The 14787-nt window shown below is 70.8% G+C and carries 14 protein-coding genes and 2 pseudogenes; 5 read left to right on the top strand and 11 right to left on the bottom strand.

The genetic code is table 11. From position 1 onward, the window contains the following. Positions 1–2 precede the first annotated feature (2 nt). The 11 genes and pseudogenes from QI633_RS27330 to QI633_RS27280 form a co-directional block, all read right to left on the bottom strand. Positions 3–317: pseudogene (locus QI633_RS27330) on the bottom strand (cell wall hydrolase); the annotation flags it as partial. 246 nt (positions 318–563) lie between these two features. Further along, positions 564–1178, bottom strand: a pseudogene (locus QI633_RS27325) (endonuclease/exonuclease/phosphatase family protein); the annotation flags it as partial. 276 nt (positions 1179–1454) lie between these two features. Further along, positions 1455–2993 carry an ATP-binding protein gene (locus QI633_RS27320; protein WP_282429342.1) on the bottom strand — a complete coding sequence of 513 codons (1539 nt, stop codon included), beginning with the start codon at positions 2991–2993 and terminating at the stop codon, positions 1455–1457. Further along, positions 2993–4498 carry an SCO6880 family protein gene (locus tag QI633_RS27315; protein WP_282429341.1) on the bottom strand — a complete coding sequence of 502 codons (1506 nt, stop codon included), beginning with the start codon at positions 4496–4498 and terminating at the stop codon, positions 2993–2995. The genes QI633_RS27320 and QI633_RS27315 overlap by 1 nt, the downstream gene beginning before the upstream one ends. A 65-nt stretch (positions 4499–4563) precedes the next feature. Next, on the bottom strand, positions 4564–6561 hold the full coding sequence (locus QI633_RS27310) for a type IV secretion system protein (RefSeq protein ID WP_282429340.1): 1998 nt from the start codon (positions 6559–6561) through the stop codon (positions 4564–4566). Next, on the bottom strand, positions 6558–7355 hold the full coding sequence (locus QI633_RS27305; RefSeq protein WP_282429339.1) for a hypothetical protein: 798 nt from the start codon (positions 7353–7355) through the stop codon (positions 6558–6560). Before QI633_RS27305 ends, QI633_RS27310 begins: the two co-directional genes overlap by 4 nt. A gap of 1 nt (position 7356) precedes the next feature. After that, on the bottom strand, positions 7357–8247 hold the full coding sequence (locus QI633_RS27300; protein WP_282429338.1) for a hypothetical protein: 891 nt from the start codon (positions 8245–8247) through the stop codon (positions 7357–7359). Beyond that, positions 8247–8540 carry a hypothetical protein gene (locus QI633_RS27295; protein ID WP_056890610.1) on the bottom strand — a complete coding sequence of 98 codons (294 nt, stop codon included), beginning with the start codon at positions 8538–8540 and terminating at the stop codon, positions 8247–8249. Before QI633_RS27295 ends, QI633_RS27300 begins: the two co-directional genes overlap by 1 nt. 38 nt (positions 8541–8578) lie before the next feature. Then, on the bottom strand, positions 8579–9427 hold the full coding sequence (locus tag QI633_RS27290; protein WP_282429416.1) for a hypothetical protein: 849 nt from the start codon (positions 9425–9427) through the stop codon (positions 8579–8581). Then, on the bottom strand, positions 9424–9642 hold the full coding sequence (locus QI633_RS27285) for a hypothetical protein (RefSeq protein ID WP_282429415.1): 219 nt from the start codon (positions 9640–9642) through the stop codon (positions 9424–9426). Before QI633_RS27285 ends, QI633_RS27290 begins: the two co-directional genes overlap by 4 nt. A 61-nt stretch (positions 9643–9703) precedes the next feature. Continuing rightward, positions 9704–10657 carry a hypothetical protein gene (locus QI633_RS27280; protein WP_282429414.1) on the bottom strand — a complete coding sequence of 318 codons (954 nt, stop codon included), beginning with the start codon at positions 10655–10657 and terminating at the stop codon, positions 9704–9706. Positions 10658–11066: 409 nt separating this feature from the next. On the opposite strand from QI633_RS27280, the gene QI633_RS27275 reads away from it, so the two are divergent. The 5 genes from QI633_RS27275 to QI633_RS27255 all read left to right on the top strand — a co-directional run bounded on the left by QI633_RS27275 (position 11067) and on the right by QI633_RS27255 (position 14743). Beyond that, positions 11067–12107, top strand: a complete 1041-nt coding sequence (locus QI633_RS27275) for a tyrosine-type recombinase/integrase (protein ID WP_282429413.1) — start codon at positions 11067–11069, stop codon at positions 12105–12107. A gap of 47 nt (positions 12108–12154) precedes the next feature. Beyond that, positions 12155–13393, top strand: a complete 1239-nt coding sequence (locus tag QI633_RS27270; RefSeq protein ID WP_282429412.1) for a site-specific integrase — start codon at positions 12155–12157, stop codon at positions 13391–13393. Positions 13394–13545: 152 nt separating this feature from the next. Further along, positions 13546–14073 carry a TetR/AcrR family transcriptional regulator gene (locus QI633_RS27265; protein ID WP_282429411.1) on the top strand — a complete coding sequence of 176 codons (528 nt, stop codon included), beginning with the start codon at positions 13546–13548 and terminating at the stop codon, positions 14071–14073. Further along, a complete protein-coding gene (locus QI633_RS27260; RefSeq protein ID WP_282429410.1) occupies positions 14070–14423 on the top strand; it encodes an SMR family transporter in 354 nt (117 codons plus the stop codon). Before QI633_RS27265 ends, QI633_RS27260 begins: the two co-directional genes overlap by 4 nt. Next, on the top strand, positions 14423–14743 hold the full coding sequence (locus QI633_RS27255) for an SMR family transporter (RefSeq protein WP_282429409.1): 321 nt from the start codon (positions 14423–14425) through the stop codon (positions 14741–14743). The genes QI633_RS27260 and QI633_RS27255 overlap by 1 nt, the downstream gene beginning before the upstream one ends. The last annotated feature ends 44 nt before the right edge of the window (positions 14744–14787 follow it).

Genomic DNA, 14787 nt, shown 5'->3' with positions numbered 1-14787 from the left:
CCGGCAACGTCCTCCCACTGGGCGTAGGCGTCGGGGTAGCCGGAGCGCTGCACGGCCTGGGCGGCCTGGGTCAGCGGCATCTTCTGCCAGCCGGGGATGTCGAGCAGGCCGGGGTTGCCGGTGTGCTGGGCTTCACCGAAGAAGGCCCGCGCCGCAAGGACCGGGTTGGTGACCTCGGCACGGCTGCCCCAGCCCTGCGAGGGGCGCTGCTGGAACAGGCCGCCGGAGTCGCGGTCGCCGCCGGTGAGGTTGACCAGCTTGGACTCCTGGATCGCGGTGGCGATGGCGATCTGCAGTCCGCGGCGGGGCACCTGGAGGTCGCGGGCGACCTGGGCGATGGTGATCGCGTTGCGGGCTTGCTCGGCGGTCATGGTCGGGTAGCTGGAGGCGAACCGCAGACGCATCAGCTGGCCGAGCACGTTCCCGGATGGCGGCTCGGCCGCCGTCCTCGTGGTGTGGGCGGCGTTCACGACACCATCGCTGGTGGCCGCAGGCGCGGGCACGCTCTCGGGGCCGGCGCCGTTCATGGAGAGGCGGGCGGAGATCCAGTGGTGGTCGGAGACCATCGTTCCGGACCATCCCCGCTCGAGGCGCACGCCCTGGTGCTGGGGGAAGAAGACGAAGTCGACCGCGTGGTTGTGCCAGCCGTAGCCGGCGGCCTTCATCTTCGCGGCCGCCGCCCAGGGCAGGTCGGTGTAGGAGGCGTGGGTGTTCATGTCGCCGCCGATGAGCACCGGGCCGTGGGTGGCCAGCGAGTTGCGCAGCTGCAGCAGGATGTCCATGCCGGCGCCGTACTGCTGGGGCCGGGTCAGCGGCGGGTTCCCGTGCTGCCGGGGGAACTTGTGCGGGTTGGTCATGTGGTGGGTGGAGATGACCGAGACCACGGCGCCGTCGGCGCGCTCGAGGATCACCCAGGTGGCGAACCGGTCCCAGGTGACCGCCCGGCCCTGGTAGTAGGTGTTGTCGTCGACGACGAGGGTGACCCGGCCGCCGTTGGCCTTGGACCAGGTGTCGCGCTTCCAGAGCACGACGTTGCCCATGGAGTTGTTGTCGCCGGTGTGGTCGGCGACCCGAAACGCGCCATAGCCGGGGGCGGCGGCCTCGATCTGCGCCAGGGTCCACCCGCTGGCCTCGTTGAGGGTGACGAAGTCAGGGTTGGTCGAGAGGACCTTGGGCATGGACGCCCGGAAGCCGTCGAGGCCGGACCGGCGCGGGATGTTGGCCTGCGCCAGGGTGACCTTGCCCTTGACCGGACCGCCCACGGGTCCGTCGATGACGCCGAGGTCCCCGAGCTCGGTGGGGGCGGTCTGGTCGGTCTGGGTGCGGCACTCCGCGGCCGCGGTCGTGCTCATGACCACCATCAGGGAGACCAGCAGCGGCAGGCCCATGAAGATGATCAGGACCGGCAGTCCGGCGAGCAGGAGCTTCTTCACGACAGGTCAGTCCCGAGCGCCTCAGGCGGCGGCCTCGATGGCCTCGTTGGTGTAGTAGAGCTTCTTCTCCAGCGGGTGGAGCACCGTCTGGACCTTGTAGGTGGCGTCGCCGATGCACCACAGCGCGCGACCCTTGTCCTGCATCGCCCACCCGGAGACGAGGTCCTGGGCGATCGGGCCGAGCCCGAGCATCGAGTCGAGCTCGCGGGCGACGCGGGGCTTCTGGGCGCCGAGGATCTTGATGTCGGCCAGCTCGAGGAGGTCCTTGGCGATCATCGCGGCCTGGGAGTCAGCGTCGCCGACCGAGAGCAGGTCGGAGGGCTTGTGGAGGTTGCAGAACTGGATGTCGCCGCCCTTGCCGGCCATGCCGCGGGAGAGCCGCAGGTCGGCGTCGAAGCTGGCCACCGCGGCGGTGCCGAGACGCATCTGCTTCCAGACCTCGTCGCGCACGACGATGCGCAGGTCGCCGGGTTCGGCGATCTCCCGCAGGCCGCGGCCCCAGGAGTTCATGCACAGCAGCGCGATGCCCACCGCCTCGTCGCCCAGGCCGTCGAGCCGGGAGAGGCTGAACGACTGGATCGGGGCGCGCCAGTCGACCTCGATGTTGGTGAAGTCGTCGAAGAGGCCGGCCAGGGTGCCGGTGACCAGCTCGCCGAGCGCGTTGCGCAGCAGCCGGGTCTCGTCGAGGAACACGCGGGGGTTCGCGTACTCGCAGGCCCGGACGAGCTCCTCGGTCGGGTTGCGGAGCAGGTCCCACAGCCGCGGGATGGTCGTCTCCTGCAGCACCGTGTTGCCGGCGGCGTAGCCGGTGAGGATCTGCAGCGCGTTGCGGACGACGTCGGACTCGTCGGGGCCGAAGGGCACCCGCCGCTCGTCGTCGATCTTCATGGAGCCGACCAGGCCGCGGACCAGGACCAGCCACCGCTTGAAGATGATGGTGGCGCGCCTCTGGGCCTCCTCGGCCGAGAGCTTCTCCCACCCGTCGCCGAGCGGCCCCATGGACAGCGGGTTGACCCGGGCCGAGAAGCCGGGGGCGATGACGAAGGGCTCGACACCGAGCGCGCGACACAGGGACTCGTACTCGTCCTTGACGTCGCCGGTGACCAGGGTGCGGTAGCCGAAGGGCATCATCCGGGTGCAGAACGCCTTGGTGGTGCCGGACTTGCCGCTTCCCGGCTTGGCGAACTGGAAGATGTTGGGGTTGGTCGCCGGCACGTCGTCGCGCAGCACCCACCCGAACGGGTCGCAGTAGAACGAGCCGCCAGAGAGCTGGTCGACGCCCATCTGCGCCCCGGTCGGGGGCAGGGCCGGCGCGGACACGAACGGCCAGAACACCGGAGCCTGGTCGCTGGTCATCCGCCAGGCCTGCGCCGGGGCGGAGGCGGGCGCCCATCCGCGGCCGCGGCGTGCCGCGCCGCGGCGCGGGGCGTACTTGAAGATCCGGGGCTCCTTGGCCTCCGGCGCGAGCGTGGGGATCGTGGGCAGGTCGTGGCCGAAGTCCGACAGCAGGGCGGCCATGTCGCGGCCGCTGCCACGGTTCCGGCGGGTGGTGGTGGGCATCAGGCGTCTCCGCTCCGGGTCAGGCTCATCCCGACGGGGATGGTCGAGGCGGCGAAGCCGACGTCCTGGGCGAGGTCGAGCCGTAGCGGCGCGAACCCGGCGCGACGGATCGAGGCGTCCAGGCGGCGGCCGAACTCGGTGATTCGTAGCGTCTTGGGAACCGTGACCGTGCAGACCGCGTAAGGCCGGACGAGCGCGTTGCCGCGGGCCAGCTTGGCGTCCAGGCCGCGGGCCTTGTGGGCCTCGTCCCGCTGCTTGGCGCGGGTCTTGCGGCCGAGCTTCTCGTTCATGCCCTCGGCCAGGTCCGCGGCCCACTCGGCGTTGCCGGACTGCCGGTCGGCCTTGGACTGGGACACGATCGGGAAGGCGACGACGAACGAGCGCCGCTCCCCCGACTCGCTGGGGGTGAGGATCGGTGCGAGTGCGCCCATCGCGACGCCGCGGGTCGGGAGCTTGATGGTGGCGCTGATCGAGTTCCACGCGTCGTGGCTGTAGTGCCGCACCGTCGCGTCGGCGCCCGAGGGACCAGCCAGCGCCCAGGGCACGTCGGCGTTCACGTTCGGGTCCTTCTCCCGCATGGCGAGGGCCTCGACGATGCTGGCGCGGTCGCCGGGGGCGAACCCTGTCCGGGAGGCCAGGGCGAGCTCCGGTGACGTGAGCCAGCGGACCGACGTCATGCCCATCGGGCCGCGCAGCTGGGCCTCGATCTCGGCCATGAGCAGGTAGAGCTCGCGGCAGCGGCCCTCGAACCCGCCGCCGGACTCCTTGGCCGACCGGGCGATCCGGGTCTCCGGGACGACGATCGTGACGAACTGCTCGGTGCGCACCGACGCCTGGGTGAGGCCGACCGCGAGGTCGCTGTTGACGACCTCGGACAGCTCCGGCGCGTTGCTGCGGCGGTGCTTGGTTACCCACAGCTCGCGCTCGGCACCGTCCTCGGGGACGGTGCGGATCATGAAGAGGATCTCGTCGATCTTCTCGGTGCGGCCGGCGACGTCGAGCAGCCCGGCCAGCGCCTCCCCGTAGCGGCTGCGCTCCTCGGTGTCCTTCATGCCGATGCCGGGGTGGACGACCGCGGCGGTGACTGCCCAGGTCTTCGTGGCGTCGTCGTGGATCACTCCGACGCGCTGCAGCTGCGAGCCGTGCGGCGGGCCGTCGTGGATCTTGATGCCCTGCAGCACCCCGGGAAGGTCGGGGGTGTCGAGGTCCTCAGCTCGGCCCTGGGCCGCCTTGGCGCGGAAGGAGGTCCAGCCGAGCAGCCCGCCGACGGCGTACATGCTCGAGGCGAACACCCAGCCGGTGGCCGAGCGGCCCCGGACCGGGATGACGGTGATGCCCAGCAGGAACAGCCAGACCAGCGCGAACAGGAACGCGGAGAACCACGCTCCGCGGCTGATCGCCCAGAACGCCGGCAGGCTGGCCAGCGCCAGGAACATCAGCTGGCCTCCGGAGAGGCCGAAGAACCAGCCGATGCGGTCGCGCTGGTAGTCGGCGTAGATGGTCATCGTCGGCTTCCTTCCGGGTCTGTAGAGGTCGATCGGGGTTGGGGGCAGGTGGCGGGGCGCATCGGCTACACCGCCACCGGGGGGATCCCGCCGGCGCCGCCGGCCGCTCCTCCGCCACCGGCGGCGGGAGTCTTGGGCGTAGCTGCGGCTCCTCCGGACCCGTTCTGGCCGCCACCCGAGCCGCCGCCCGGTGCGCCACCGGTGGGCAGCGTCGGCGGGGTCGGCGGTGCCGGCGGCATGGGCGGGTTCGGGGGCGGGTCGTCGTCGCCGTTGTTCTGGGAGCCGGGGTGCGTGCCGCTGCTCTGGTCGCCGGACTGGCCACCCGACTGGCCACCGGACTGTCGGCCACCCATGTTGCTGAAGTCGGGGCCGTAGGTGCTCTGCCCGACGCCGGCCTGGTTGGTCTCGTCCGACATCAGGGAGGTGGCCTTGGCGCCGGCGGAGTTGATCCAGCCCATGCCGGTCGACAGCGCCTGCCCGACCGGGCCGAAGCTGCCGAGGACGCCCTGGGTGGACTTGTTGAACCGGTCGCCGGTCGAGGCCTCGGCGCTCTGCTCACCCGAGGAGCGGCCGTTGCCGTCGGTGGTCGACGCGGCCGCGGAGCCGCCGCCGGCACCGCCACCGCTGAGCAGGCCCTGGAGGCCGCCCTGGATGGCCATGCCCTGCCGGAACGACGCTCCGCTGGGGGTGCCGGGGTCGACGAATGCCAGGAGCTTGAACAGGGCCAGCGGCGCGACGACGCTGATCAGGATCGTCATCACCGCCGGCAGGGCGGTGCCGAACGCCTTGGCGGTGTCGTCGGCGAGGTGGGCGGCGACGCCGTTGGCGAACTGCACACCGATGCCCAGCACCATCACCATCAGCACCGGGGTGAACGCCGCGGCGTGGAACCACCGCAGGCTCTTCCAGAACCAGGAGCGGGTGAAGTCGGAGACCAGCCCGGCCGCCGAGAGCGGGCCGGTGGCGGTCAGCACGAGCAGCGACGCCGCGCGGGCCAGGTAGACCAGGACGTGCCCGATCGCGGCCAGCCACAGGAAGATGCCGAGGAAGGCGAGCGCGGTGGCCACGCCGGCGTCGGTGATGTCGTCGATACCGAGGCCGCCCAGGGGGTCCCAGTCGGGCCAGGTCTGCACCTTGAGCAGCGACTTCATCAGCGCCTTGGTGATGGCGCCGCACGCGGCGACGATCATCACGCAGTAGCCGAACCAGCAGGCGCAGACCAAGACGAACTGGCCGGCGCCGATGAACGCCCGCGCGAGCCCCTTGCCCTCGCGCTTGAACGCCGCAGCACCGAGCTGGATCATCGCCAAGATGACCACCAGGGCGACCGCGAGCCAGAGGGTGAAGGCGTAGACGTCCTTGCCCGGTCCGTCGGCGCGCAGGTCGGGGGTCAAGAACAGCTCGCTGAACGTGAGCACGATGCGCAGCACGAACAGGCCGGAGTTCCAGACCGCGAGCATGGCCGCCGTCCAGGCGTCGGCCGCGGCCTTGGCGATGACGTCCCCGATCGCCTCGAACGGGTTGGGGATGTCCCCGAGGCCCGGGATGCCGCCACCGAACAGGTCGCCGACGTTCGGGAGGCCGGGGATCCCGGGCAGACCGGGGACGCCAGGCAGGCCCGGGAGCCCGGGGAGGCCGGGGAGTCCGCCGTCGCAGATCGCGTCGAGGATGCCGCAGCCGTCCGGGAGCAGCCCGGCGGCCCCGTCGAGGACGTCTCCGGCGCCGTTGATCACGTTCCCGGTGCCGTCCTTGACCTCGCCGGCTGCGTCTTTGCCGCAGTCGATCGGGTCCTTGGCGCAGTCGAGCGCGTCACCGCCGAGGTCGCACAGCGCGTCGGGGCCGGGGCAGCCCATCTTGACGTTGCGGGCCGGCAGCTGGCCGGCGGTCTCAACCGTGGCGACGTTCGCCGTGGCGACGTTCGCCGTGGCGGCCGGCGGCTCGGCCGCGGCCGCGGCGGGCGGCTGGATGGCCATGGCCGCCCCGAGGAGCGTGGTGAGGACCAGGACCGCCAGGGCGCCGATGCCGAGCCGGGTCACCCGGTGGAAGAGGTCGCCGGCGGTCACTGGGGGGCTCCGTTGATCGGGATCCAGCCGGCCTGCTTGTACTCCGGGGTGCCAGGCGCGACCGCCTTGGGCTGGCCGGTGGAGACCAGGTGCTCGATGTCCTCATCGCTGCCCTGGGCCAGGCGCCAGTCGCCCACGCCGTCGACCTCGATCCACCGCATCAGCTGGGTGCCGGCGTAGAGGCCGTCGCTGACCTTGCCGTTGGCGGTCGTCAGGGTGACGTAGCTGAGCAGGTTCACCGCGTAGTAGCCGGTGTCGAGCTCCTCGAGGGTGTAGGCGATCGGCGTCACGGCGTACGACGCGGGCGGGGGGACGTCACCCTCCTTCGGGACGCCGGCCTGCTGGCGGCGCAGTGCGACGGCGTCGCGGGCGCGCTGCTCGAAGACGGCCTTGTCCTCGGGGTTGGCGTACAGGCCGGCGACGGCGGCGGCCTGGTCGTAGTCGAACCCGACCTGCGCCTTGGCGACCTCGACCTGCAGCGCGACCGCGCCCAGGTCGGTCTGGGGGAACCGGGTCGGGTAGCCGTCGACCACCTCGGCGCCGGTCGGGATCTCCACGCCGTCGGCGGGGGCGGTCTCCGGGGCGACCTGGTCGACCGAGACGTTCTGCTCCTGCTGCCCGGTCTGGCTCGAGGAGTCGCCGCTGGTCTTGTCGGTGCCGCGGCTGTCGTCGGTCCGGCCGCGCGCTCCGAGCCAGACGGCGGTCGCCACCAGGGCGGCGATCACCACCAGGACGCCCACGCGCAGCAGGGTGGTGCGGGACTCCCCCATCGAGTCGTTCATGCGGTTGCTCATCTCAGTGCTCCCCTTCGTGGTGTCCGTGGTCGCCGTGGTCGCCGGGGTTGATGGGTTCGGTGTGGTCGGTGGACCAGGTGCGCCAGCCGGCCTCGAGTGCCAGCTGGGTTCCGGGCCAGGTCGCGGGCGCGGGTGCCGGCGGGGCGCCGGGGGCGACCATCCAGCGGCCGCCGACCCACTGCATGCGCTCGCAGTGCGCGAAGGCGATCTGGCCTTCGGACTTGTAGGTGGCGCTGACCTTCATCAGCACGCAGACCGTGGCCCAGTCGGGGCCGTCGGTGCCCTTGACGAGCGCGGCGGCGGGCTCCAGGGAGACCGAGGCGCTGGGGTCCTTGACCTCGCCCATCCCGGTGCTGGAGAGGAACGCGCGGACGCTGGCGGTGATCCACCAGTCCTCCGCCCGGACCCCGCCGGGCAGCGCCCAGGCGTTGTAGACCTCCTCGGCGGTGCTCAGGCTCATCGACTGCAGCACCGCGAGGTCGATCTGGGCCAGCTGGCCGATCGCGCCCTCCGGGGTCTGCGGGAACCCGGTCATCACGAACGCGGGTCCGTTGACTCCGGTCCCGGTCGGGATCTTGATCTCCGGGGCCTTGGCGCTGGTGGTCTCGGCGGGGAAGGCCGCGCTCTCGGGCACGGTCAGCATCGGCTCGGCCGCGATCTCGTCGCGATGCGCGGCACCGCGGGCCACCGTCGAGCGCTCGGTCTCGCCGGTGGCCACGCCGGTGTTCGCGCTGGCCTCGCCACCGATACCGGAGACCGCCAGGTAGACCGCGTACACGAGGCCGCCGAGCAGGAGCGCAGCCACGGCGACGGCGGCGGCAAGGATGCCGAGCAACCGACGCCGGCTCCACTCGCTGGTGCCTTCTGCCTTCTTCGTGGCTGCGCGCCGCATCAGATGCAGCCCTTGCCGAGGATCCCGTTGAGCATCCCGGGCAGCACCAAGTAGGCGATCGCGCAGGCGAACACGACCACCACCGAGATCACGCCGACCTTGGAGGCGTGCGGCAGGGAGAACACCCGGCCGGCGATGATCGCGCCGATGGCGATGATGATGCCGAGACCGAACAGGACGATGACGCCCCACAGCACGTAGCTGGTGATCTCGTTGGTGGGGCCGACAGCACCCGGGGGCGCCTTCGGGCAGACCTGGGCGGCCATCGGGAGGAGTGCGGTCATGACGTCCATGGGTGGACTTCCTTTCTGGGTTTGCTGACCCGGGCGGGTCAGGCGCTTTCGCTGGTGTCGGTGGACAGGTGTTGGGGCTCGAGCAGCTGACGTGCTGCCGAGATCAGGGGGGCCGGGACGGGCCGGGAGTCCAGGCCGTTGACCGCGAGCTCGCGGTCCTCGGGGATCTCCACGCACCGGTCCGCGTCCAGGGCGCGACGTACGGCGGGGCCGCCGGCGTGCTCGAGGCCGCGGGGCCACTTCTTGCGGCGCGGGCCGCGGATGGCGAGGGTGATCTGCTCGGGCTGCCAGTGGCCGGCGAGGAGGTCCATGACGACACCGGCGCGGCGCATCCCGGGGACGGTGGCGGTGGTGACCAGGACGACCTGGTCGGCGGTGCGGACGGCTTCGGCGAGCCAGCAGTAGGTGGCCAGCAGCTGGCCGGCCTCCCAGCCGATGTCGAGGATGGTCAGCTGGGTGTCGTGCTCGGCGTCGGTGGGCAGCGGGACCTCGTCGACGCCGGCGAGGACCTCGCTGGCGCGCTCGAGCAGGACGTGGTCGCGCTTGCCCTGCCGCCAGTCGGTCGGGTGCAGGCCGAGCTCGGCGGTGCTGGCCGCGGCGAGGCCGGAGGCGGTGACCGAGCAGCACTCGATGACGCGGACCGGTGCGGCTGCAGCGAGGCCGGTGGCCAGGGCGACGGTGCTCGCCCCGACTGATCCTGCGGACCCGATCACGGCGATGGTGTGCTCGCCGTCGGCCGGGGTCCAGTCGTCCTCGGCGGCGGTGCCGCGGCCGCGGGGGCCCTTGCCTGCGCCGGGGCCGGTGCGGAACTCGCCGGCGTTCAGTGCCTGCCAGGCGCGCTTGAGCTCGTCGACGCCGACCGGGCGGCTCGAGGTCTGGGTGCTCACTGGGCCTCCCCGATGGTGCCGCGGCGGAACTCGAGTGCGGCGCGGACCTCGGCCGGGGTCAGGGTCGCCAGCTGTGCCTTGGCGGCCTGGACTTCGTGCAGCTGGGCGACGCAGCCGGTCAGCTGCTCGATGGCCTCGATCTCGCGGCCGGCGATCGCGAACAGCTCGGCGACCTGCTCCGGCGTTCGGGTCTCGCCGTCGTGGGTGTTTGTCATGGGCTTCACCACCTCCAGTCGCCTATGTGTTGCGGGGCGGTTCGAGCGATCACTTCCGGGCTTATTCGTCATGGCCGAACTTCCTGGGGGCGGCCGCGGCGAGGGCGCGCACAGTGCGCGAGCCGTGGCGTCGGACGGTTGCCTCCGAGACCCCGATGCGGGGCGCGACCCGGCTGGAGACCTCGTTGCTGAGCAGGCCGCCGTAGCCGCGCGCCAGACGCCGGGTCTCGACCCGGTCGGCCTCCTCGACCAGGCACAGCAGCAGGTACCGGTCGGCGGGGCTGATGACCTGGTGGTCGCACGCCCACGCGAGCAGCTCCAGGAGCTCCTCGGTGCCCGTGGGCTCCTCCTGCTCGGGTCCGGCGTCGGCGAGGATCTCGGGGCGGTGGAACAGCGCGCCTGTGACCCGCTCAGTCGGCATCTCGGCTGAGTAGCCGGCACCTGCATCGGCGCTCGTCAGGTCGCCGGCCGAGAAGGACTCGACGAGAGTCGTGTTCGCCCAGGTGCGGTCGGCCCGGGAGACGTAGAAGAAGTCGCCGACCTCGCGGAGCACGCCGACGCGGGTGTTGATCAAGATGTTGGCCGCGACCTTCCGGAGCCGGCGCCACTTGAACGTGCGGACCTCGATCCACAGCTGCGAGGCCACGAGCTCGTCGACCCGCTCGACCGCCGACCAGGTGCCCGCCATGACCGGCTGGCTGTCGCGGAAGACCTCGCGCGGCGGGAGGGTGCTCAGCCAGCCCGCGAGCCGGCAGGCGCCGGGCAGCAGGCACTTGGCGAGCGCGGCCGCGGCCGCGACGTCGTCACCCCCGTCGGGGGCAGCCAGCATGGCCAGCGCCAGGAGGACCTGGTCGGATTCCTCGTGGTCCACCGTCGGCAGCCAGGAGCGCAGGTCGTCGAAGTTGTCGACCACGCCGAGGCGCGGATCGGTGGCCACCCAGGCCGGCCACTTCTGGCGGGCCTGGTCGAGCAGTTCGCTGTTGTCGTCGAGGCCGAGCTGGTCGCCCACACTCATCGCACTCGCTCCTTTCGTCCGTGGCTGTGCACGGCAGAAAGGTCGCGAGCGGGCGTCCCCGCATCCGTCCCCCCAGACCCCTGATTTCGAGGGGGGACGCTGAGGGGGGACGCGCGTTTGCGCAGGTCAGAAGGCGTCCCCCCGAAAGTTGAAGAAGTTTCTGGCCAACCCCTTGCGCATCCCCGACTGTTGTCGAGATGCAGCGAACTTTTCCAAACAGGCTTGATGATCTTTTCAACACTGCGTCACTCGACATTGGTCGTGACGATGAACGCTGCCGAGACTGAGCCGGGGGAGGCCCTCTAGGAGGACGGCGCCGTTTACCGGATCTGCTTGTTATGCACGTGATCTTCCAGGACATTTCGACGAGCCGTTGTGGCTGCCTGTCGACGGAGCTGGAGGCCTCGAGATGTCCCTGTCCGACCCGTGCCTGATCCGTTCTCGAGGGCCGTCCGGGGAGCCGGTGCTGCGGCTCGGAATGCCGCTGGTCGACGACTACCTGGAGTTCCTCGAGGGGCGGTGCCGGCCGAACACGGTGCTGGCGGCTGCGTATGACCTGAAGGTGTTCTTCGGGATCGTGACCAAGCCACCGGACGAGGTGATGCCGGCGGACGTGCTGGGGTTCATCACCGCCCAACGCAATGGCACCAGCCGGGGTTCGACACTGCAGCCGGTGGCCGAGGACAGCCATGCAGTTGCGACGAGCACGGTGGCGCGGCGGTTGTCGATCATCTCGGGGTTCTTCGCCTACCTGCAGGCGCGCGGGGAGGTCACCGCGAACCCGGTGCCCCGGGGTCTGCCGACCCGGCGGGAGCGGTCCCGGCCAGGTCAGGGTGTGCCGTTGACCCGACGCACCCGCCGGCTGCCGCGCATCCTCACCCCGGCCGAGGTCGACCAGCTCACCGCCGCACTGAGGACGCACCGGGACCGGGCGATGGTGGCCGCGATGGTGCTCGGTGGGCTGCGCCGCAGCGAGGTCCTGGGCCTGCGTCTGGAGGACCTGCGGGTCGCCGAGCGCCGGGTGTTCATCGCTGAGGGGAAGGGCGGCCACCAACGCCTGGTGCCGGTCTCTTCGCGGTTCTTCACCGAGGTCGTCGCCTATCTCGACACTGAACGCCCCGCCGACGCGGACACCGACCGGGTGTTCATGGCGTTGAAGGGGCCGAACCGCGGCAAGCCGCTGTCGGTGCGCGGGCTGGACGAGATGCTCACCGGTGCCCGCCGTCGCGCCGGGCTGACGCACGCGACCTGCCACGAGCTGCGGCACACCTGCCTGACCCGGCTCCGCGAAGCGGGTATGGCCCTCGAAGCCGTCCAGGCCCAAGCAGGGCATGCGTCAATCGAGACCACCCGGATCTACCTGCACCTGGCCGACGACTGGCTGGCCAACCAGTACCGAAAGGCCGCGGAGGTCCTCGACGCCCAGCTCTACCCCGGGACCGTCCGGTGAGCCCGGCAGCTGCGCCGAGTTCGGCAGGTGTGCGGGGTCGCAACGGGATGGGCACCCTGCCGTCCTGGGAACAGCTCGAGCCCGCGGTGCCGCAGATCGTGGACACGATGCGCCGCTACCTGACCCAGATCGGCTGCGTACTGCGGCCGGGCAGCGTGACCAACGCCGACATCGCGCTGCGCTCCTTCGCCGGCTTCCTCGTCGAGGACGCACCGCCGGTAACCAGCATCGCTCAGGTGACCCGCCGCCATGTCGAGGACTACAAGCCCTGGCTGGCGAAACGACCCGGCCAGAACAAGACCCGGGTCACCACCGCGACCCTGGCGCACCGGCTCGGCACGCTGCGGATGTTCTTCGTGCGGATCGACGAGTGGGGCTGGGACGAAGCGCCGCCACGGGTGCCGATGTTCCCTGGCGACCTGCCCCGCCAGGACCACCCGCTGCCCAAGGCGCTCGATGACGCCGCCGCGGCGAAACTGCTCCGAGCGGCGCAAGCCCAGCCGCGACTGCTGGTCCGGGTCACCGTTGAGGTGCTGCTGCGCACCGGGCTGCGGGTCGGTGAGTTCACCGCCTTGCCTGCCGACGCCGTGGTGCAGATCGGCGCCGCACCGTGGCTGCACGTCCCGGTCGGCAAGCTGCGTGAGGACCGCTACCTGCCCCTGCACCCGCACCTGGTGCAGCTGATCGCCGACTACCGCACTCGGTACGTGCGGGCCGATCATCCGTTGCTGCTGCCCAGGGAGAACGGCCGGGGTGCCGACCGGCACTCGGTCACCCGGATCTTGAACAACGTCGCCGCCGCGGCCGGGCTCGGACACATCCACCCCCACCAGCTCCGGCACACCCTGGCCACCCAGGCGATCAACCGCGGCATGTCCTTGGAGGCGATTGCGGCGATGCTCGGGCACCGCAGCATGGACATGACCCTGCGCTACGCCAAGATCGCCGCCCGCACCGTGGCCGATGAGTACTTCGCCGTCACCGACCAGGTCGATGCGCTCTACGCCCACGCCGACCCGCTGCCCGCCGACGCCATCGGACCGAAGATGGCCCGGCTGCGACGCGAGCACCACCGGCTGCTCGGCAACGGTCACTGCACCAGACCTGAAGAGCTCGAGTGCGCCTACGAGGCGATCTGCGAGAACTGCAGCTTCTTCCAGACCAGCATCGAGTTCCGGCCCACCCTGCAAGCCCAGCACGACGACGCCGAAACCAAGGGCCAACAGCACCGCGCCGACCTCTTCGGACGACTCCTCGACGGCCTCACGGAAGGCGAAGCATCATGACCGAGCACCCCACGGATCACGTGCATAATGCCGATGAGCGTGTGATGCGGCCCCTCTCGAAGAGCCGTGCCGCCGCTTTGGTTAGTTAGCCAACCGGTAGGTATAGTAACGAAGTGATGTCATCCGCCCCGGCTCCAGCGCACCGGCCCTCCATGCGCGACGAGATGGTCGCCAGCACCCTGACGCTGGCGCGCACCGGCGCATCGGTCTCGCTGGACTCCGCCGCCCGCGCCGCCGGGGTTACCAAGGCGGGGCTGATGTACCACTTCCGGACCAAGCAGGCGTTGATGACAGCGGTCATCGACCATCTGATGGACCAGTACGAGCATGAACTCACCACCCGGCTTCCGACTAGTGACACCACAGCAAGGACGACCGCTGCACGGCTCGGTGCCTACCTCGACTGGGTGTGCGACGGGCACTTCGACCTCGGAGACCTCGTCATGTTCACCGACCCCAGCCTGCGCGAGCCACTGAGCGAACGCTGGAACGAACGCATGGGCGCATGGGTCGACATCGCTGAGACCCTCCCTGCCCACGAACGCGCCCGGTTCCACGCCGTGCGGCTCATCGCCGACGGCATCTGGCTCAACGCCGCCAGCAACGGCATCCCACTGACCGACCAAGACCGCGACGCAGTCCAAGCACTCGCCCACCAACTCCTCAAGGAGAACTCATGACCAAGTGGCTCCTCCTGGCCGCAGCCATCTGCAGCGAAGTCACCGGCTCCCTGTCCCTCAAGGGCGCCCTCAACCACCCCGCGCTCTACGCCGTCGTCGCCGTCGGATACCTCGCCTCATTCACGCTCCTCGCCCTGGTCTTGAAGCAAGGCATGGCCCTCGGCGTCGCCTACGGCATCTGGGGTGCGCTCGGCGTCGCCCTCACCGCCGTCATGTCCGCCCTCATCTTCGACGAAGCGCTCACCGCCCTCATGGGCCTGGGCATCGCCCTCATCATCGCGGGCGTCCTCACCGTCGAACTCGGCTCCCAAGCCGCGCACAAGAACGCTCACACGAAGGAGTCCATCTGATGCAGTGGCTGTTCCTCATCGGAGCCATCGTCTTCGAGGTCTTCGGGGCCATCTCTCTGCGCATGGCCGCCACTGGGCAACGCGCCTACTACGGCGCCGTCGCCGTCGGCTACCTCTTCGCCTTCGGCTTCCTCACCCTCACCCTCAACGAAGGCCTCGGCCTCGGCGTCGCCTACGGCATCTGGGCAGCCTCCGGCGTCGCCCTCACCGCAGTCGCATCCAAGATCCTGTTCAAGGAACCCCTCACCCCGATCATGCTCGGCGGCATCGCCCTCATCATCGGCGGCGTGCTCATGGTCGAACTGGGCGCCACCCACTAGGACCGCCTTACCCGACTACCGTCCGCGGCGCTTTAGGCAACGTC

This window comes from Nocardioides sp. QY071, assembly GCF_029961765.1.
Taxonomy (GTDB): Bacteria; Actinomycetota; Actinomycetes; order Propionibacteriales; family Nocardioidaceae; genus Nocardioides.
Note: the sequence above shows the minus strand (reverse complement) of the source record. Positions and strands in the feature narration are given on the sequence as shown.